The sequence below is a fragment of the Mesorhizobium sp. M1217 genome (assembly GCF_040318275.1).
Taxonomy (GTDB): Bacteria; Pseudomonadota; Alphaproteobacteria; order Rhizobiales; family Rhizobiaceae; genus Mesorhizobium.
Genome location: NZ_JAMYMA010000009.1, coordinates 92138 through 108104, shown reverse-complemented (window position 1 = coordinate 108104; position 15967 = coordinate 92138). Strand labels below are relative to the sequence as shown.

The following is a 15967-nucleotide window of genomic DNA, read 5'->3' as shown; positions in this document are numbered from 1 at the left end:
GGACAGTATCGTTCATTCCCGCTTATCGCCCTCGATACTCCCCTTCATAGCGGAAAGTTCTTCCTCCGTGCATAACAACCGCGGCCGCGCCGGGTCGGAGATGTCGAGCTTGTCCCAGGGAATGCGGTACATGCTGTCGCGACTGCGCATTCGAAAGACGTCGAGGACCGCAATGCCGATGGCCGAAGCGGACAGGCGCTCGAATGCTGCGTAGATGCCGACATGGTACTCGGTAACCACGAGGTCATCGCCATCCGGTTCGGCGCGTATCTCCTCGATATGGCCGATGCTTTTGCCGCGCTGCGAAAGCACATTCCTGCCAGCCAATTGCTCAAGATTGACGGTGGCCATCATCCAGCTCCCGGGATACGCCCAATAACATGATCGCGCAGCCAGTCCTGCCAGTCGAAAATCGCCGTTTCGCGGACGTCGATATCGAACTCGATGTCGACGCCGATGTCGCGCACCTTGTTCCATGCGATGCGGTGCGGCTCGGCATGGCGCCTGCCGCCGAGCCTTGCCGCAAGCCGCGCCATCCAGCGCCCGGGCCACTCGCCAAGCCGGCGCGCCAGCGTGATCGAACCGAGCTCGACCGCAATAATTTTTGGCGGCTTGCCTGGCCTGAGTTCGGCCACCAGCCCGTCCACCTTGCCGATCTTGACCTGCTCGCGGTCGACCACTTGCTTGTCCAGGATGTCGCGCAGCAAATCCATCAAGTGCCTCCGAATATCTGCAAAGGAATAGTCACGACTGCGAGCACGAAACCGAGCGCTATGATGAAGATGACCGCGGCATTCGCGATCAGGCCATTGCGGTGCTCGCCGACATAACGCTCGTCGTTCAGCAGGAAGAGGAACGGAACCACGGTCAGCGGCAGGCTGGCGGCCGTCAGAGCCATGGAAAAGATGGTGAGCTTCAGCGGATCGAGACCCAATGCGATCGGAATGGCGGCGAGAAACAACGAGATCGTATAGACGGTGCTGAAGCCGGGATCGTCGCGCGGTTTCAGGTCCTCGCCCCAGGTCCAGCCGAAACCCTGCGCCACAAGGTACGCTTGCTGCAGCCCGATTTCGAGCGCGGCACCGAAGCAAGCTATGCCTAGTGAAGCAACGAACAGGACGAACCCCCAGAAACCGAAGATCGGAATCAGCATCAGCGGCAGTTGGTGGTAGTCGTCGATCTGCTCAATGCCGTGCGCCGCCAGCACCAGCGCTGCCACGATCAACACACCGATAGCGATTGTGCCGCCAAAACACATGCCCAAGCCGGCAATGGCCCGATTGGCTCCGAGATAGCTCTTGTCCCATTGGCCCTCGATCGCTCCCGACGAATAGAACATGAACAAATAGGGCGAGATCGACGCACCAAGAATGCTGACCGCCATGAACCAGTAATTGGCCGCGTCGTGCTCGGGCAGAGTGGGCACGGCACCGGCCGCAACCTGTCCCCAATCGGGCTTCAGCATGACGGCGCCAACCACGAAGCACAGCGTGACCAGCCCGAGGACCGCGACGCCTTTTTCGATGAATCCGAACGTGCCTTTCCAAAGGAACAGCCATGCCAGAAAAGCGACCGGCAGCGCCCACCACTGAAAGTCGATGCCGGTGGCGAGCTCGAGCGCAATGGCAACACCGCCGATTTCGGCTGCCATGACCAGGAAGTTGACCAGCAAAGTCGCAAGCAACGGCCACAGAAAGGCGTTGAAGCCAAACCGTTCCCGGATCCCGTCGGCGATGGTGTGATGGCTAACGGCGGCGAAGCGTCCGGCCATTTCGACCAGGAAGATGATGCAGATCGTGCCCAGGACGACGGCCCATATCAGCTGGAACCTGAACGCCGCGCCGGCCTGAGCTGCGGTCGCCATCGATCCGACCTCGAGAAAGCCGCCAACGCTGGTGACGACGCCGAGCGAAATTTCGAGTAGCTTCTTCATGATTTCGGCGCGAAATATCTGGCGTAGGATGCGCTCAGATCGGCGGCGGCGGCCCGCAGATCCTGTTGCGCGTGTTCCACGTCCGAACGGTTGCCGTTCTGCACTGCGGTCGCTGCGCGTGTTACCGCCGCCGAAAGCTGTCCGACCGCCGTCGTCAGACCGGCTTGCTCGCTGGGCTCAGGCGACTTGGCGGACTGGATTTGCGCACCGGCATCGGCGAGCGCCTTGCCGACCGATTGCAACGTGCGCGACGTGTATTTCGAAGGGGCTGCCCCAGCGACCCAAGCCTCCAGGACCAGCGATGCGGTCTGTGTGGCGGAAGCCGCGATTTTCGACTGCTGCTCGACTTGGTCGGAAGACGTGCATGCCGTCAGTACAGATATCATCAGCAGCAAGCACAGGCGGTCTGGTCGAAGACCGACGGCTGTAACGGCATTTACAATACGTGCTCGTAGCGTTGCTGCCACACGATTGTTCTCCCCGCACCAAGCGACTTCGGCGTGAAGTTTGATCTAGAGCGCCCGGTAATCACGTCAACTGAACCGGAGGAACGGCGCTGGCAGCGCGGAACAAACCAGCGATCGCCGGATTAGGTGACGAGGAGGCAAAGGCCATGGACAGGGAAGAGCGTATCAGGCAGCGAGCCCATGAGATCTGGGAGCGCGAAGGCCGTCCGCAAGGACGCGAGCGCGAGCATTGGGATCAGGCCGTGCAGGAGATCGAAGCTGAGGGTTCCGAGGCCGAACGCGGTCCGGTCGTGCCCGATCCAACGGTCGGGGCCGGCTCCAATCCCGAGGCGCGCGGAAGCAAGCGGCGGGGGAGGTGAGGCCCAATGCCTCGTCTCGTCGCCTGGATCGTGGTCGTCCTGGTCGTGCTGTTCGCCGCCTGGCTGATGATTGGGCGCGACAGAACCGGCGGCGGAGGTCAGCCCACGCCGCACGCAATTGATCAAAATGAATAGTAGCCGACATGACGGGAACCGATGCTCCTGAACAAGACCCGGCGGAAGGATCGCGATCGATAGTGGAAAAGCAGCTCCGCAAGGAGCAAGGCGGCGAGGGTCAGAATCGCAAAGCCGAGCCAACTTCCGACAAATCCGGCAGCAAGACCAAAACGCCTTCGGAAGAGCGCAAGAAAGGCTCAGGCTTGGATTGAGCCGGCTGACCGCGGGCTCACACCGCTGGTTGACGTTCGACCGAACTGCCGCCATCTGCTTCGGTCCTCTTTCCCGCAGGGCCGTTTGCCTCGAAATAATGGGGATAGCGCTCCTGGACGATTTCGAGGACCTCGAAGATACGGCGAAGATGCGTTCGCATTGCTTCTTCTGCCGCAAGCGCGTCGGCCTGCTCGAGCGCATCGACAATCCGCCGATGCTGGCCGAGGACCACCGACATGCTGTCGAGGCGCGGGAAAGACAGAAAGCGGAAGCGGTCCATGTGCAGCTTCGCCGCGCTGATGTCGGCCCAGATTCCGGGGAACCCGGCATGGCTGGCGATGTGCTGGTGGAACAGCTCGTCCGACTTGAAGAAGCGCCTGTCGTCCGCAATGGAGGCGAACGTCTCCTGGACCGCCAGTTCGCCTTTGAGCACGGCAAGCAGGTCGGCACGGCGCAGGCTCTCGACCGCACGATTGATCAGGCCGACTTCGAGCGATTCGCGCAGGAACTGCGATTTCTCGAGATCGGCGATCCGGAGCGGCGCCACCATGCTGCCGCGCTGCGGATAGATGTCGATCAAGCCAAGACCGGCCAGCCGGGCGAGCGCCTCCCTGACAGGTGTGCGACTCACGCCGAGGGCTTCCGACATCGCCTTTTCAGAAATCAGCTCGTGCGGCTTCAGGCGGAAGGTCAGGATCTGGTCGAGCAGGACCTCGAACGTCCTGGCCGCAACTGAAGCGCCGGGGCCGGTTTCGCCCAGCCGCCCCTCGGTGAGGGTCCGCATTCCCAAAAGCCCTGCCATCGGCGATCCCCTTATAGGCTCTGCAGTTTCAAGCCGTTCATGAAATGCCTGCGCAGCAGCAAGAACAGCGCCGGCGTTATTCCTTGCGCGGAGAACCGCCGATGCGCGCCAGCAGCCCGCCATCGACGCGCACGACCTCGCCGGTGACGAAGGAGGCATCGTCGGACAGCAGGAAGGAAACGACGGCGGCAATCTCTTGCGGTCGGGCGGTGCGGCCGAGCGGATGCATGTTGTCGAGGATGCGCAGTATCTCGTCGGGCTTATCGTTGAGCTTGACCGCATCCCGCAGCATCGGCGTGTCGACGGCGCCCGGAGCGACGGCATTGACGCGCACGCCGAGGGGCGCGTAGTCGACGGCCATCGATTTGACGAGGCCGATCAGGCCGTGCTTGGCCGTGCTGTAGGCCAGAACTCCTTCCTGGCTGGCCAGGCCCTGCACCGAGCTCATATGGACGATGGCACCGCGGCTTTGGCGCAGCAGCGGCATCGCCGCACGCGACAACAGGTAGGCAGCCTTGAGGTTGACGTTCATCACCTCGTCCCAAAGCGCCTCGTCCGTAGTCTCCACTGTTCCGTAACGCTGGATGCCGGCATTGTGGGAGAGCATGTCGAGCCCGCCGAACACGGACCGGGCAAGCTCGACGGCGCGGCCGCAGGCTTCTGTGTCGGCGGTTGAGCCAAGCACGGTGCGCACGGTCACGCCGCGCGCTGAAAGTTCTGCCGCTACCTCATCCAGCTGATCGCCCGCCCGGTCGAACAGGATAAGGTCGACGCCTTGCTCGGCCAGCCTTTCGGCGACGGCACGGCCGATGCCCATGGCCGCGCCGGTAACCAGCGCGCGTTTTCTGAATTCAGCCATTTATCCTCCCAAGAACAGTTGCCGATCGACTACCATGGTAGTCGATCGCCACTTGACGTGCTCTTTTCCCACGAGCCGGCCCAAGCGTGTTCGGCATCATGCAGATCCTTGTAGGAAAGCCAGCGTTTCCGCGCGCGTCGGTGCGCCAAGACGTCCGCCAAAGCGCAGGCATTTCAGCGCGGCGGCGGCGCTGGCCACTGCTATGGCCCGCTCTTCGTCCCAACCTTCGGCCAGACCGAGGGCGAAGGTGCCGTGAAACACGTCGCCTGCCGCCAGGGTGTCGACGGCTTCGACCCGCGGCGACGGCAGGTGACGGACATCATTGCCACCCGGGTGCTGGAACGCGGTGCCGTTCGCCCCATCGGTGACGGCCACGAAGGCGCCGGTCCGTTCGCCGAGGATAGCAACGGCAGAACCGGCGGATATCTCCGAACCGCAAAGGATGCGTGCCGCCGGCAGCGAAGCAACGACATGCGAGGCGATCGGCAGCAGCCGGTCCAGCACCGGTCGCGACGCGACATCTGCGTCAAGGACCGCCGGAATGCCGTATTCACGAGCTTTCGCCAGCGCGAGGGCGGCGGCTCCGGGCCAGCGGACATCGACCAGCACGGCGTCGAACTGGGAAAAATCCGCGGGTGGAAGGCGGTCCGGATCGGCTTGCGTGACGGCATCGTAGAAGGGCACGATCATACGCTCGCCGGCGGCATCGACCAGGATCGTGGCAATGGCCGAGCGGCCACCCTCGACCCTGCGCACCAGCGAACAGTCGACCCGCTCCGCCTCCATCTGGCCAATGACATCGCGGCCGACGGCATCGTCGCCGACGCTTGCCCATAGCCAGACCTGCCCGCCCTGGCGGCTGGCCGACGCGGCGGCGCTGGCCGCCATGCCGGCCGCGATCTGCACGGCCTCGCTTGGCAGGAACTTGCCGGCGCCGGAGGGCAGGACATCGAGGCGCAAGATCGTGTCGTAGGTGAGCGCGCCGACGCAGAGCAGGCGGGGCGCCGTCATTGCAGCCGGTAGCCGCGCTGATGGGCAATCGCCCTCATCACGCCTCTCAGTTCGGCAAGGCCGCGAAGACGGCCGACGACGGGGTAGCCGGGATGGGTGTGCCGCGCGGCGTCATCGATCAGTTCGTGGCCATGATCCGGGCGAAACGGCAGCAGCGCCGCCGGTTCACCGGCGTCGCGACGGCGTTGCTGCTCGTCGAGCAAGACCGAGACCACCGAAACCATGTCGACATCGCCGTTCAGATGCTCGGATTCCATGAACGAGCCGTCCGGGTCCTTGCTAACATTGCGCAGATGCACGAACTTGACCCTATGCGCAAAGCGCCTGGCGATGGCAGGCAGGTCATTGGCCGGATTGGCGCCCAGCGACCCTGTGCACAAAGTAAGGCCGCTATGGGCCGATGGCACGGCATCCAGGATAAAGGCAATGTCGTCGGCGTTCTTGACGATCCGGCACAGGCCGACGAGATCGCGCGGCGGGTCGTCCGGGTGGATCGCCAGCGTGACGCCCGCCTCTTCGGCGGCCGGCAACACGTTTTCGAGAAAACGGACGAGGTTCTCGCGCAGCCGGTCGTGCGACAGGCTCGACTGCTCGGCAACCACTTCGCGCAATTCCGCTATGTCGTAGCGCTTGAAGGCGCCCGGCAGGCCGGCCATGATGTTGGCGAGCAGACGCTCTTTTGCCGTGTCCGGCGTCGTCTCGAACCATTCGCTTGCCCGCTGGAGAACATCGGACGCATAGTCGCGCTCCGATCCCTTGCGCTGCAGCATGTAGCAATCGAATGCGGCAAGCTCGTGCATGTTCATGCGGAGCGCCCGTCCGCCGCCCGGCAGCGGCGCAGCCAGGTCTGTGCGGGTCCAGTCGAGGATCAGCATGAAGTTGTAGCAGACCGTGCGCACGCCGCAGGCGCCGAGATTGCGCAAGGTCTGCCTGAAATTGTCGTAGAGCCGGTCAAGATCGCCGCGGCCGAGCTTGATGTCTTCGTGCACGGGGACGCTCTCGACGACGCTCCATTTCAGGCCCATCGCCGGATCCGCCTCGATCAGCGCCTGGCGGTGCCTGATGGCGTCGATCGGCCAGACTTCGCCGTAAGGGATGTCGTGCAGTGCCGTCACGATGCCGGTCGCGCCGGCCTGCCTGGCATGGGCAAGCGTTGCCGCATCGCCCGGGCCAAACCATCGCCACGTCTGCTCCATTCGACCCCCAACTGCGGAATTCCCCGATGACCGGTGGTGTATTGGATGCTACCATGGCAGTCAATCGATTGCAGTTCGGGGACCCTGCGAGATACCGTCGGGGGCGGCTTTGCTCCTTGAAAAGACTGCAACGACACCTGGCGTTCAGATCGAACGGCTACGCAAGGTCCGAGTTTCGGCTGGCCCAAATCGCGCCGCGTTCGAACATCGTGCGCATTTGCGGCACGGCGAACTCATCGGCGGTGTGGCCGAGCGCGCTATAGAAGACGCGGCCCTTGCCGTAGCGGCGCTTCCAGACGACCGGCATGACGACGCCGGCGATGAAGGCGAGATGCTCGCCGGTAAACGTCGTTGTCGCCAGCACCGCGTTGGTCGGATCGACATGCATGTAATACTGCTCAGAACGGTAGGCGAAACTATCGATGCCTTGCACGATCGGATCGTCTGGACTGGTGATATCGACGTGATAGTCGATGATGTTGCCGGGATGGGCGACCCACTGGCCGCCGGTCATGAACTGGTATTCCGGCTCGTTGCGGAAGCTGTCGCACATCGTGCCGTGAAAGCCCGCAAGGCCGGTGCCGGCCCCGACGGCGCTAGTCAGGTTTTGCAGCTCCGGCTTTTCGATCGTCGACATGGTGATCACCGGGACAATGAGATCGAGCTTGCCCAGTTGCGGATCGGCGAGTGCCGAGGTCCCCTGCTCCAGCCGCACGTCGAAGCCGTTGCCGGTCAGCATCTCCTTGACGATTTCGGCGCTTCGGGCCGGGGTGTGACCTTCCCAGCCGCCCCAGAAAATCAGTGCCGTCTTGCTCATCGCATTATTCCCTATTCCAGAATTCCGAAAGGCAGATCGGCGTGCATCGGCGCCGGCCGGGCGCAGCCATATCTCAGGTCGATACGCTGGCCTATCTCTGCTGAAGAGATGATCGATTCCATGATTTCCAGGACATGGAGGGAAAGATCGAGGCTGGCGCGGTGTTGCCTGCCGGAGACGATCGCCTGCGCCATGTCGGCGAGGCCGAGGCCCCGGTAATTGCCGTCGCCATAGGAATGGATCTGATCGGCCACCGTCCAGTCGCCCTTGCGCTGGCTCGTCCTGACGTCGCCCTGGAACTGGTTGGGGTCGGAGACGATCATCGAGCCGGTGGTGCCGTAGAGCTCAATGTGATTGTGATCGTGCTTCCAGACGTCGAAGCTGGTGGTGATCGACACCGCCGCGTCATTCTCGAATGCGAGCAGGCCGGAAATATGGGTCGGCACCTCGACCTGGATGGTTTCGCCCTGGCGCGGTCCAGAACCGATGGTACGAGTGGCATAGGATGACTTCGCCTGCCCGGTCACCGACTTTACCGGGCCTAGGAGATTGACCAGGCAGGTCAGATAGTACGGTCCCATGTCGAGCATCGGCCCACCGCCGGGCTGATAGTAGAAATCTGGATTGGGATGCCAGAGCTCGTGGCCGGGCACCTGCATGAAGGCAGAGCCGGCGACAATGCTTCCAACGGTGTCCTCATCGACCAGCCGCCGCGCCGTCTGGTGGGAGCCGCCAAGAAAGGTGTCGGGTGCGCAGCCGATACGCACGCCCTTTTCGCGTGCGGCCGCGACGAGCCGCTCCGCGTCGCTGAGCGTCGTTGCTAGCGGCTTCTCGGAGTAGACGTGCTTGCCTTGCCCGACAGCCTGCAAACCGACCGGCACGTGATGCTGCGGCGTGGTCAGGTTGAGCACGATCTCGACGCGGGGATCGGCTAACAGCGCCTCGATCGGCATGGCAGCCAGGCCGTAGGCCGCTGCCTTGGCCTCAGCTGCCGTCCGGTTGATGTCGGTGACGCCGACAATGTCGAGCACCGGGAATTGTGGCGACGCCTTCAGATAGGCGTCTGAAATGTTGCCGCAGCCAATGATGCCGACACCGATCCTCCGCATGGGCTTCTCCTCAAAAGGCGGCATTGATGAAACAGCAGAACTCGTTTGTCACCCCCTTTTCGGCCAGGCGATGTTGTCCCGTGAAAAGGATTTACCTCGAGAGCCTCAGAACCGCGGCCCGATCACAATCGCGCGCCTATGCGCGAGCCGCTTGCTTTCGAGGTCGAACGCCCGGTACTCAGCAACACTGCTTCATGTAGCTTGCTCGACATTCTTGATGCCGGCGTTGAGCACTGCACCGATTTTCACCGGTAGAAGGACGCACATGATCCGCCCACAAGGAACCATCGCACCGATCCTGACGCCGTTCGAAAACGACGGCCGCATTGCCCGCGACCTCTGGATATCACACGCCAAGTGGGTGCTGGATCAGGGAGCGCATTTCCTGTCGCCGTTCGGTACCACGGGCGAGGCGTTGTCCGTCTCGTTGCGCGAGCGCATGCAAGCGCTGGAGTGGCTGGTCGAGGCCGGCATTTCGCCAAGCCATCTGATGCCCGGCACCGGTGTCACAGCACTTGCCGAAACCGTCGAGCTGACGGCGCATGCGGTCGGTCTCGGCTGTGCCGGGGTGATGGTGCTGCCGTCGTTCTTCTATACGGCCGCCGGCGACAACGGACAGGCCCGCTACTACAGCGAGCTGATCGAACGGGTGGCGAACCCGGCGATGAGGATGATCCTCTACCACATCCCGCAGAATTCCGGCGTACCGGTGAGCCCGGCGCTGACCGCCCGGCTGAGCGAAGCGTTTCCCGATGTCGTGGTGGCCTACAAGGACAGTGCCGGTGACTGGAACAACACCGCGGCGGTCATTGCGGCAGCCCCAAAGGTCGCGGTGTTTCCGAGCTCGGAAGCACAGCTGACGAAAGGCCTCGCCAACGGTGCTGCGGGGTGCATCTCGGCGACGGTCAATCTGAATGCGGCAGCGATCCGGGCCCTCTATGACGCAACGCTGGCGGGAGAGGACATTACTGACGCGGAGGCCGGCATCAAGGCGTTCCGCAAAATCATCCAGGATGCCGGCCTCATCGCTGCGATGAAGGCGGTCCTGTCAGCACGATCGGGCGACAGGCGCTGGCTGAACCTGCGCGCGCCGCACGAGAATGCAACGCAGACCAGCGGCGAAGCTTTGCTCGCCGCTCTCGGCCCGCTGGCCGACCATATCGGCCGGAGCTGACTATCGGGCAGCGTTCAGGGCGGCAGCAGCGCGTATCAGCGCCTTGAACGCATTCTCATCTATAGCCTCGCCCTCACGGATATCGATGGCGCGCCTGGTGTTGCCTTCGAGGCTGGAGTTGAACAGGCCTGAAGGGTCCTGCAGCGAGGCGCCCTTTGCGAAGGTCACTTTCACGACGTTCTTGTAGGTCTCGCCAGTGCAGATTATTCCGGCGTGCGACCACACCGGAACGCCTCGCCACTTCCACTCCTCGACCACTTCCGGGTCGGCCTGCTTGACGAGAGCGCGGACATGCGAAAGCGTCTGGCCTCGCCAATCGCCCAGCTCGCTGATCCTCGCATCTATCAGCTGAGAGGGAGAGTTGCCTGCATTTCCTTCCATCGAGCCACTCTTCATCGTCATTGTCGCTTTCCCTAGGGTTGTTGCCGCTCGCCCGTCACATGAATACCGCTAGTCGGCACCTGGTTTGCGGGAATGACTGGCATTCCCACTCACATTCGCTCGCCCGGCAATTGGCTGGCTTGCTTCACCCAGGCGGCCAGTTGAGTTTCGTCCAGCTGGTCGTCCTGGCGGATATCGAGGTAGCGCACGTCCTTGTGCTTGGACTCGCCTGGAGGGACAGGATGCAGCGACGCGCCGCGGAAGAAAGCCAGCTTGATGTACTTTGTGAAGCAATGGAAGTTGAGGAACCAGCCTTGACCCTCTACGCCATAGAAGGGCGAGTTCCATTTGACGGCCTTGCGCACGTTGGGCACGCTGCGCACGATGAGCGCGTCGAGGCGGCGCCCGACGTCGCGTTTCCAGCCCGGCATGGCCGCGATGTAGGCTTGCACAGGGGCGTCGCCATCGGCCTTCGCTATCTGCGGGTTGCCGCCTGCGAGGAGGACCGGCTTGGCAGCGGCAGGGTTGGCGGCGGGCTTCTTCGCGACCGCCAATGACCTGATGGACGTCTTGTTGGCCATGCGTTCACTCCAATGCGCCGGTGCCCCCTGCGTTGCGCCACTTGGGAGCGTAAGGCAGCACGAACATGTACAGACCGGTAAGCAGGAGCAAGCCGAGCGGAAACAGCGGCAAAAGGTATACCCAGTAGGCGGGTTCCTTGCCTGCTCCCAGGCTGATGAAGATAGCGGCGACGACCGCCGCAAAGATAATCGACAGCCAGCGGTGGATCTGCCGAACCCATTTGTTCCAATCCATTGAGACCTCCTCTGAAGACGAACCGAAGCGGATCGGCGGCCCGTTTGGCGACTCCCGCCGGGCAGCCACGCCACTGAACGCGTGCCTTACCAGCGCGCCAGCTGGGTGATTTGAACGAGATTACCGCAGCCGTCGTTCAGCTGGGCGATGGTCGAGCCGGTTACTTCGGTCGGCGGCATGGTGAATTCGGCGCCGCGCGCTTTGATACGCTCGTAGTCGCCCTTGATGTTGTCGCTGAAGAACATGACCGCGGGCTGGCCCTGCTGGAACATGGCTTTCTGGTAGGTCTTTGCGGCCGGGTTGTCATTGAGCGCGAGTTGCAGCTCGGCACCGTCCGGCTCGTCGGGTGATGCGACGGTCAGCCAGCGAAACGGCCCATTGCTGAAATCGGCCTTCTTGGTAAAGCCGAGCGTTTCGGTGTAAAAGCCCAGAGCCTTTTCCCGGTCATCCACGTATACTTTGATCAACTTGATCTTCATTGGCTTGCCTCCATTATCGCCCCGCCATCTGCCGCTCTGTAACAGAGCCCGTGCTTGAATAGCGCCCGCGGACCTCAGTCCGTCCGCGCCAGAACCTGCTCCAGATCGTCAAAGAACCTCGGCCAGCCGACTTTGGCACCCCGGAAGTAAGGCTGCTGATCCGGCCGGAAGCCCGACTGCTCCATGCGCAAGCGGACCCCGGTACTCGTGGGGGTGAGGGTCCAGGAGACGACACTCTTGAGATCCTTGGTATCCCACGTGTAAGTCAGCGTTCTGTTCGGCTCGACCGTCTGGACCTGACATTCGACAGCGCCCCACTCTGCGTGAAGGTTGAAACGGTGGTCCGCGACAGGCTTGAAGTCGTTTTTCATGAGCCACTCCTCGATCAAGTGTGGTTGCGTGAGCGCGCGCCAAATCTTCTCGGGCGGATAGGCGATCTCCCGTTCGACAACGACGGAGAGTGTTTCGGTCGACGTTCGGTTCACTGGTCCATCCTTTTGAGCAGGTCTTCGAGGTCGTCGAACCGGCTCTGCCAAAACCCGGTCATCTGGCTTGTCCAGTCGATCAGGGGGGCAAGCGCAGCAAGCTGCGCGCTATAGTGGGTCTGTCGTCCTGCATGGCGGTCGCGCACGAGCCCGGCCTGTCTCAAAACGCCGAGATGCTTCGACACGGCCGGTTGCGAAATTCCGGCCTGAGCCGTCAGAGCCCCGACCGTCTGCTCTCCTTCGCGACACAGTCGCTCAAAAATAGCGCGCCGAGTCGGATCGGCAAGCGTTCTGAAGAGTACATCGTGAGCGTTTGGCATTGGGATCGATAACCCTTCGGCTATTGATCGATGTATAACCATTGGGATATGTATTAGTCAAGCGGAAAGCGGCATAATTCTCGTTGCAGGAGCGATCACCTGCTTCGCTCACGCAGCCAGTTGCTCATTCGCCGTACTCTGCGCTGGAATCGTTAAGCGTGATGCGCTATATGACCATCTACATGGTCAGGAGCGTGACATGGACGTGGTCAATCTGGCGGACGCCAAGGCACATCTGAGCGAGCTCGTCGACCGGGTCGAGGCTGGAGACTCGATCGACATCACCCGGCGCGGCAAGCCGGTCGCCCGACTCACGGCTGTGGCCCGCCCCCGCAGGCGGATCGACGCCGTCCTGCTCCAATCCCTGACCGCAACCATGCCTCTGCAGGCTCAGGCCGCCGCCGATCTGGTGCGATCGATGCGAGATGGCGATCGCTATTGATGCTTTATCTCGACACTTCGCTGATTGTAGCAGCGCTATCCAACGAAGCCATGACCGCGCGCGTTCAGGGCTGGCTGGCGGAGCAGGACCCAGTGCAACTTGTGATCAGCGACTGGACCATCACCGAGATGTCCTCCGCCATGGCGATCAAGCTTCGGACCGGACAGATTGACCTGGAGCAGCGCGCAGCAGCGCTCGCGATGTTCAACAAGCTGGTCGCCGAGAGCTTCACCGTGCTGCCGGTGACGGGCGGGCATTTTCGGGTCGCCGCGAAATTCGCCGATCAGCATACGCTCGGGCTTCGTGCTGGCGACGCCCTGCACCTCGCGACGGCATCCGAGCATGGCGCCACGGTGCGAACCCTCGACCAGCGGCTCGCCGAGGCAGGGCCGATACTCGGCGTGCCGACGCAGTTGCTGGCATGATCAAGGCTCCTCCTTCAAATGCATATATCCCGAGTTGCCTTGATCTCGACCACTTCTGGATATACATTTCTCCTGGCGTATATCTAGGAGAGGAAGTGGCATGCAGGTCGCCAAATGGGGAAACAGTCTCGCGGTCCGCCTTCCCGCCGCTGTGGTCGAAGCGCTTGAACTCAGGGAAGGCGATGAGATCGAAATCCATGTCGCTGACGCCCGCCAGCTTGGCGTGGCGCGGAAGCCCGGGCGCGAGGAGTTGCTGAAGCGTCTCCGCGCCTTCCGTGGTCGGCTCCCCGCTGACTTCAAATTCGATCGGGACGAGGCGAATGCCCGTTAGTTTTTTTGATACCAATGTCCTACTTTATATCGCGTCAAGCGATACGGCGAAGGCTGATCGGGCCGAGGCGGCCATCGCTGCTGGCGGGGCGATCAGCGTGCAGGTTCTCAACGAACTCGCCAACGTCGCGCGTCGGAAGATGCAAATGTCATGGACCGACACGCATGCGCTGCTGACCACGCTGCGCGGCCTGTTGACGGTTCATCCGCTCACGCTCGAGACCCACGAAACAGGATTGAGGCTCGCCGAGCGGTACAGCCTTTCTACCTATGACGCGATGATCGCGTCCGCGGCGATTCACGCTGGCTGCGATACACTTTTGTCAGAGGATATGCAGCACGGAATGGCGCTCGGCGATGGCTTGCGCATCGTTAATCCCTTTCGCGTTGCGGGTTGATCTCGCTCATTGAAGGCGGCTTTCGGCCTTGCCGAGCGGCGTTTCAGGCACCGAGGGCGATGCTTCAACCACAAGCGTCGGCGCGGGCGAGGAGAAAGGCCGCTTCCCGCACGTTGCGGGTGAGCTTGGCCGCCGCCTCGAATTCGGCGCGGGCCTCGGCCAGCCGGCCGGCCCGAAACAGAAAGTCGCCCCTCGCTGCCGGCAATGGCGCATAGTTGCGCAGGGCGGCGGCGCCGGCAATCTCGTCTACCAGCCGCAGGCCCGCCTCAGGCCCGAAGGCCATGCTGTGGGCGACCGCTCGATTGAGATCGACCACCGGCGAGGGCATCACTGCTCGCAGCCGGTCGTAGAGCGCTGCGATGCGGGGCCAATCGGTATCGGCCGGACTGCGCGCCCGCGCATGGCAGGCTGCAAGCGCGGCTTGTAACGCATAGGGGCCATCGCCCCCGAGAGCTTCGGCGCGGGCCAGCGCGTCAAGGCCTCGGCGGATCAGCAGTTGGTCCCAGCGTGCGCGGTTTTGCTCGGTCAGGGTCAAGAGGGCGCCGTCCGGCCCGATGCGTGCGGGCAGGCGCGATGCCTGGATTTCCATCAGAGCCAGCAGGCCGAACACTTCGGCATCCTCGGGCATCAGCCCCGCCAGCATACGGCCCAGCCGTTGTGCCTCCAGGCACAGGCCCGGCCGGACAAGGTCGTCGCCGGCCGTGGCAGCATAGCCTTCATTGAAGATGAGATAGATGACCTCCAGCACCGAGGACAGACGCGCCGCACGCTCGGCACCGCGCGCCACCTCAAAGCTGAGCCCGGCCTTTCCGATCGTCTTCTTTGCGCGGACGATGCGCTGGGCGATCGTCACCTCGCTCGACAGGAAAGCACGGGCGATCTCGTCCGTCGTCAGACCGCCGATGACACGCAGCGTGAGCGCCGCGCGGGCGTCGGCCGAAAGTACGGGGTGGCAGGCTGTGAAGATGAGGCCCAGCAGCTCGTCGCCAAGATCGTCGTTGATGGCCATTTCGATCACCTCGGCCGCGCCGTTGCACTCGCCGTCAAGCTCCCGCGCGATCTCCTCATGCTTGCGCCCGCGCATCTTGTCGCGACGGATCGCGTCGATGGCGCGGCGTTTGGCGACCGTCATCAGCCAAGCGCCGGGATTGGCCGGCACGCCGGCCTTGGACCATTCGGACAGGGCTATGACCAGGGCGTCTTGCACCAGTTCCTCTGCAAGGTCGACATTGCGCACGAGGCGGACCAGACCCGCGATGAGTCGGGCCCGTTCAATGCGAAAAATCGCTTCGATCGCCTGGTGCGTCTCGCCTGCAGTCATGCTGCCTTGTCGGCCAAAGCCATAACGGAGGCAAGCAGATTGCGGCCGACAGTCTCGGTTGCCGCTGAGCTTCTCGCGCGTTCGGTCATGGATTTCCGTGACCTCCGGCATCAGATTTTCATTGCCAATCAGCCATCTCGTACAGCGGCCGGATTTCGATCTCGCTCGGTCCCGGCATGGGATTGGGGCAGCGCTTCACCCAGGCGACCGCCTCGTCCATATCCTTGACTTCCCAAAGCCAAAAGCCGGCGACCAGCTCGCGGGTCTCGGCGAAAGGCCCGTCGATGACGGTGCGGCGGGAACCATCAAACGCAACGCGCTTGCCCTGCGAGGAGGGCTTGAGGCCGTCGGCGTCGAGCAAGATGCCGGCATTGCGCAGCTCATCGTTAAATCTGCCCATCGCCTCCATCGCCTCCTTAGCCTCGGGCGTGGGGAGAAAGCCCTTTTCGCTGTCCTCGGTAGCCTTCACGAGCACCATCACACGCATCGTCTGTCTCCTTGTTTGAGCCGGCC

At 62.9% G+C, this 15967-nt stretch carries 26 protein-coding genes; 8 read left to right on the top strand and 18 right to left on the bottom strand.

What is annotated here, in order from left to right; genetic code table 11:
- Positions 1–12: 12 nt before the first annotated feature.
- Genes NKH37_RS17095 through NKH37_RS17080 form a run of 4 tightly spaced genes read right to left on the bottom strand, consistent with a single transcriptional unit; the run spans position 13 to position 2319 of the window.
- Positions 13–351 (bottom strand): hypothetical protein, encoded by a 339-nt coding sequence (locus NKH37_RS17095; protein WP_023716577.1) that lies wholly within the window; start codon positions 349–351, stop codon positions 13–15.
- Entirely contained in the window at positions 351–713 is a 363-nt protein-coding gene (locus NKH37_RS17090) for a hypothetical protein (RefSeq protein ID WP_353005027.1), read from the bottom strand. Before NKH37_RS17090 ends, NKH37_RS17095 begins: the two co-directional genes overlap by 1 nt.
- Positions 713–1933, bottom strand: coding sequence for an NRAMP family divalent metal transporter (locus NKH37_RS17085; protein ID WP_353005029.1), 1221 nt, complete (start codon positions 1931–1933; stop codon positions 713–715). The genes NKH37_RS17090 and NKH37_RS17085 overlap by 1 nt, the downstream gene beginning before the upstream one ends.
- Positions 1930–2319: a hypothetical protein gene (locus NKH37_RS17080; RefSeq protein WP_245278505.1), complete on the bottom strand. Its 390-nt coding sequence runs from the start codon at positions 2317–2319 to the stop codon at positions 1930–1932. The genes NKH37_RS17085 and NKH37_RS17080 overlap by 4 nt, the downstream gene beginning before the upstream one ends.
- A 227-nt stretch (positions 2320–2546) precedes the next feature.
- Here NKH37_RS17080 and NKH37_RS17075 point away from each other — a divergent pair, with 227 nt between their 5' ends.
- Genes NKH37_RS17075 through NKH37_RS17065 form a run of 3 tightly spaced genes read left to right on the top strand, consistent with a single transcriptional unit; the run spans position 2547 to position 3088 of the window.
- A complete protein-coding gene (locus NKH37_RS17075) occupies positions 2547–2759 on the top strand; it encodes a DUF2934 domain-containing protein (protein WP_353005031.1) in 213 nt (70 codons plus the stop codon).
- A gap of 6 nt (positions 2760–2765) precedes the next feature.
- Complete coding sequence (locus NKH37_RS17070) at positions 2766–2894, top strand: hypothetical protein (RefSeq protein WP_353005034.1); 129 nt, start codon at positions 2766–2768, stop codon at positions 2892–2894.
- Between the two features lie 8 nt (positions 2895–2902).
- Positions 2903–3088 carry a hypothetical protein gene (locus NKH37_RS17065; RefSeq protein ID WP_353005036.1) on the top strand — a complete coding sequence of 62 codons (186 nt, stop codon included), beginning with the start codon at positions 2903–2905 and terminating at the stop codon, positions 3086–3088.
- A 17-nt stretch (positions 3089–3105) separates the two neighbouring features.
- On the opposite strand, the gene NKH37_RS17060 is transcribed toward NKH37_RS17065, so the two are convergent.
- The 6 genes from NKH37_RS17060 to NKH37_RS17035 form a co-directional block, all read right to left on the bottom strand.
- On the bottom strand, positions 3106–3891 hold the full coding sequence (locus NKH37_RS17060) for a GntR family transcriptional regulator (protein WP_352590418.1): 786 nt from the start codon (positions 3889–3891) through the stop codon (positions 3106–3108).
- A gap of 76 nt (positions 3892–3967) precedes the next feature.
- On the bottom strand, positions 3968–4750 hold the full coding sequence (locus NKH37_RS17055) for an SDR family NAD(P)-dependent oxidoreductase (RefSeq protein ID WP_353005037.1): 783 nt from the start codon (positions 4748–4750) through the stop codon (positions 3968–3970).
- 96 nt (positions 4751–4846) lie between these two features.
- The gene (locus NKH37_RS17050; RefSeq protein ID WP_353005039.1) at positions 4847–5761 is read right to left on the bottom strand and encodes a PfkB family carbohydrate kinase; all 915 of its coding nucleotides are present in this window, start codon (positions 5759–5761) and stop codon (positions 4847–4849) included.
- Positions 5758–6957, bottom strand: a complete 1200-nt coding sequence (gene uxuA, locus NKH37_RS17045; RefSeq protein WP_353005041.1) for a mannonate dehydratase — start codon at positions 6955–6957, stop codon at positions 5758–5760. The genes NKH37_RS17050 and uxuA overlap by 4 nt, the downstream gene beginning before the upstream one ends.
- A gap of 157 nt (positions 6958–7114) precedes the next feature.
- Positions 7115–7774: a ThuA domain-containing protein gene (locus NKH37_RS17040; RefSeq protein ID WP_353005043.1), complete on the bottom strand. Its 660-nt coding sequence runs from the start codon at positions 7772–7774 to the stop codon at positions 7115–7117.
- An 11-nt stretch (positions 7775–7785) separates the two neighbouring features.
- Positions 7786–8883 carry a Gfo/Idh/MocA family protein gene (locus NKH37_RS17035; RefSeq protein ID WP_353005044.1) on the bottom strand — a complete coding sequence of 366 codons (1098 nt, stop codon included), beginning with the start codon at positions 8881–8883 and terminating at the stop codon, positions 7786–7788.
- Positions 8884–9148: 265 nt separating this feature from the next.
- Between NKH37_RS17035 and NKH37_RS17030 the strand changes: the two genes are divergently transcribed.
- Positions 9149–10057: a dihydrodipicolinate synthase family protein gene (locus tag NKH37_RS17030; protein WP_352590435.1), complete on the top strand. Its 909-nt coding sequence runs from the start codon at positions 9149–9151 to the stop codon at positions 10055–10057.
- Here NKH37_RS17030 and NKH37_RS17025 read toward each other — a convergent pair whose 3' ends face one another.
- The 6 genes from NKH37_RS17025 to NKH37_RS17000 all read right to left on the bottom strand — a co-directional run bounded on the left by NKH37_RS17025 (position 10058) and on the right by NKH37_RS17000 (position 12538).
- Positions 10058–10459 carry a DUF1801 domain-containing protein gene (locus NKH37_RS17025; RefSeq protein ID WP_198030445.1) on the bottom strand — a complete coding sequence of 134 codons (402 nt, stop codon included), beginning with the start codon at positions 10457–10459 and terminating at the stop codon, positions 10058–10060.
- A gap of 89 nt (positions 10460–10548) precedes the next feature.
- Positions 10549–11019 (bottom strand): DUF1801 domain-containing protein, encoded by a 471-nt coding sequence (locus tag NKH37_RS17020; RefSeq protein WP_023716564.1) that lies wholly within the window; start codon positions 11017–11019, stop codon positions 10549–10551.
- Positions 11020–11023: 4 nt separating this feature from the next.
- On the bottom strand, positions 11024–11254 hold the full coding sequence (locus NKH37_RS17015) for a hypothetical protein (protein WP_023716563.1): 231 nt from the start codon (positions 11252–11254) through the stop codon (positions 11024–11026).
- Positions 11255–11340: 86 nt separating this feature from the next.
- Positions 11341–11733: a VOC family protein gene (locus NKH37_RS17010; protein ID WP_353041238.1), complete on the bottom strand. Its 393-nt coding sequence runs from the start codon at positions 11731–11733 to the stop codon at positions 11341–11343.
- 74 nt (positions 11734–11807) lie between these two features.
- Positions 11808–12218, bottom strand: a complete 411-nt coding sequence (locus NKH37_RS17005) for an SRPBCC family protein (RefSeq protein ID WP_353005047.1) — start codon at positions 12216–12218, stop codon at positions 11808–11810.
- Positions 12215–12538, bottom strand: coding sequence for an ArsR/SmtB family transcription factor (locus tag NKH37_RS17000; protein WP_023716560.1), 324 nt, complete (start codon positions 12536–12538; stop codon positions 12215–12217). Before NKH37_RS17000 ends, NKH37_RS17005 begins: the two co-directional genes overlap by 4 nt.
- A gap of 199 nt (positions 12539–12737) precedes the next feature.
- Here NKH37_RS17000 and NKH37_RS16995 point away from each other — a divergent pair, with 199 nt between their 5' ends.
- From NKH37_RS16995 to NKH37_RS16980, 4 genes are all read left to right on the top strand, one after another.
- Positions 12738–12980 (top strand): type II toxin-antitoxin system Phd/YefM family antitoxin, encoded by a 243-nt coding sequence (locus NKH37_RS16995; protein WP_352493885.1) that lies wholly within the window; start codon positions 12738–12740, stop codon positions 12978–12980.
- Positions 12980–13405 (top strand): type II toxin-antitoxin system VapC family toxin, encoded by a 426-nt coding sequence (locus NKH37_RS16990; protein ID WP_353005048.1) that lies wholly within the window; start codon positions 12980–12982, stop codon positions 13403–13405. Before NKH37_RS16995 ends, NKH37_RS16990 begins: the two co-directional genes overlap by 1 nt.
- A gap of 100 nt (positions 13406–13505) precedes the next feature.
- Positions 13506–13736, top strand: coding sequence for an AbrB/MazE/SpoVT family DNA-binding domain-containing protein (locus tag NKH37_RS16985; RefSeq protein WP_023676182.1), 231 nt, complete (start codon positions 13506–13508; stop codon positions 13734–13736).
- Positions 13726–14133: a PIN domain-containing protein gene (locus NKH37_RS16980; RefSeq protein ID WP_352482870.1), complete on the top strand. Its 408-nt coding sequence runs from the start codon at positions 13726–13728 to the stop codon at positions 14131–14133. The genes NKH37_RS16985 and NKH37_RS16980 overlap by 11 nt, the downstream gene beginning before the upstream one ends.
- A gap of 64 nt (positions 14134–14197) precedes the next feature.
- Here the strand turns inward: NKH37_RS16980 and NKH37_RS16975 are convergent, their stop codons facing one another.
- Complete coding sequence (locus tag NKH37_RS16975; protein WP_353005051.1) at positions 14198–15454, bottom strand: RNA polymerase sigma factor; 1257 nt, start codon at positions 15452–15454, stop codon at positions 14198–14200.
- Between the two features lie 118 nt (positions 15455–15572).
- The gene (locus NKH37_RS16970) at positions 15573–15941 is read right to left on the bottom strand and encodes a YciI family protein (protein ID WP_352482873.1); all 369 of its coding nucleotides are present in this window, start codon (positions 15939–15941) and stop codon (positions 15573–15575) included.
- Between the last annotated feature and the right edge of the window lie 26 nt (positions 15942–15967).

What these genes read in the sequence shown, in the direction of transcription:
- NKH37_RS17060 (WP_352590418.1), bottom strand. Translation starts at nt 3,891, where the DNA reads ATGGCAGGGCTTTTGGGAATGCGGACCCTCACCGAGGGGCGGCTGGGC.
- NKH37_RS16975 (WP_353005051.1), bottom strand. Translation starts at nt 15,454, where the DNA reads ATGACTGCAGGCGAGACGCACCAGGCGATCGAAGCGATTTTTCGCATT.
- NKH37_RS17010 (WP_353041238.1), bottom strand. Translation starts at nt 11,733, where the DNA reads ATGAAGATCAAGTTGATCAAAGTATACGTGGATGACCGGGAAAAGGCT.
- NKH37_RS17065 (WP_353005036.1), top strand. Translation starts at nt 2,903, where the DNA reads ATGACGGGAACCGATGCTCCTGAACAAGACCCGGCGGAAGGATCGCGA.
- NKH37_RS17080 (WP_245278505.1), bottom strand. Translation starts at nt 2,319, where the DNA reads ATGATATCTGTACTGACGGCATGCACGTCTTCCGACCAAGTCGAGCAG.
- NKH37_RS16985 (WP_023676182.1), top strand. Translation starts at nt 13,506, where the DNA reads ATGCAGGTCGCCAAATGGGGAAACAGTCTCGCGGTCCGCCTTCCCGCC.
- NKH37_RS17095 (WP_023716577.1), bottom strand. Translation starts at nt 351, where the DNA reads ATGGCCACCGTCAATCTTGAGCAATTGGCTGGCAGGAATGTGCTTTCG.
- NKH37_RS17020 (WP_023716564.1), bottom strand. Translation starts at nt 11,019, where the DNA reads ATGGCCAACAAGACGTCCATCAGGTCATTGGCGGTCGCGAAGAAGCCC.
- NKH37_RS17075 (WP_353005031.1), top strand. Translation starts at nt 2,547, where the DNA reads ATGGACAGGGAAGAGCGTATCAGGCAGCGAGCCCATGAGATCTGGGAG.
- NKH37_RS17040 (WP_353005043.1), bottom strand. Translation starts at nt 7,774, where the DNA reads ATGAGCAAGACGGCACTGATTTTCTGGGGCGGCTGGGAAGGTCACACC.
- NKH37_RS17050 (WP_353005039.1), bottom strand. Translation starts at nt 5,761, where the DNA reads ATGACGGCGCCCCGCCTGCTCTGCGTCGGCGCGCTCACCTACGACACG.
- NKH37_RS17035 (WP_353005044.1), bottom strand. Translation starts at nt 8,883, where the DNA reads ATGCGGAGGATCGGTGTCGGCATCATTGGCTGCGGCAACATTTCAGAC.
- NKH37_RS16970 (WP_352482873.1), bottom strand. Translation starts at nt 15,941, where the DNA reads ATGCGTGTGATGGTGCTCGTGAAGGCTACCGAGGACAGCGAAAAGGGC.
- uxuA (WP_353005041.1), bottom strand. Translation starts at nt 6,957, where the DNA reads ATGGAGCAGACGTGGCGATGGTTTGGCCCGGGCGATGCGGCAACGCTT.
- NKH37_RS17025 (WP_198030445.1), bottom strand. Translation starts at nt 10,459, where the DNA reads ATGACGATGAAGAGTGGCTCGATGGAAGGAAATGCAGGCAACTCTCCC.
- NKH37_RS17085 (WP_353005029.1), bottom strand. Translation starts at nt 1,933, where the DNA reads ATGAAGAAGCTACTCGAAATTTCGCTCGGCGTCGTCACCAGCGTTGGC.
- NKH37_RS17070 (WP_353005034.1), top strand. Translation starts at nt 2,766, where the DNA reads ATGCCTCGTCTCGTCGCCTGGATCGTGGTCGTCCTGGTCGTGCTGTTC.
- NKH37_RS16980 (WP_352482870.1), top strand. Translation starts at nt 13,726, where the DNA reads ATGCCCGTTAGTTTTTTTGATACCAATGTCCTACTTTATATCGCGTCA.
- NKH37_RS17030 (WP_352590435.1), top strand. Translation starts at nt 9,149, where the DNA reads ATGATCCGCCCACAAGGAACCATCGCACCGATCCTGACGCCGTTCGAA.
- NKH37_RS17055 (WP_353005037.1), bottom strand. Translation starts at nt 4,750, where the DNA reads ATGGCTGAATTCAGAAAACGCGCGCTGGTTACCGGCGCGGCCATGGGC.
- NKH37_RS16995 (WP_352493885.1), top strand. Translation starts at nt 12,738, where the DNA reads ATGGACGTGGTCAATCTGGCGGACGCCAAGGCACATCTGAGCGAGCTC.
- NKH37_RS17015 (WP_023716563.1), bottom strand. Translation starts at nt 11,254, where the DNA reads ATGGATTGGAACAAATGGGTTCGGCAGATCCACCGCTGGCTGTCGATT.
- NKH37_RS17090 (WP_353005027.1), bottom strand. Translation starts at nt 713, where the DNA reads ATGGATTTGCTGCGCGACATCCTGGACAAGCAAGTGGTCGACCGCGAG.
- NKH37_RS16990 (WP_353005048.1), top strand. Translation starts at nt 12,980, where the DNA reads ATGCTTTATCTCGACACTTCGCTGATTGTAGCAGCGCTATCCAACGAA.
- NKH37_RS17000 (WP_023716560.1), bottom strand. Translation starts at nt 12,538, where the DNA reads ATGCCAAACGCTCACGATGTACTCTTCAGAACGCTTGCCGATCCGACT.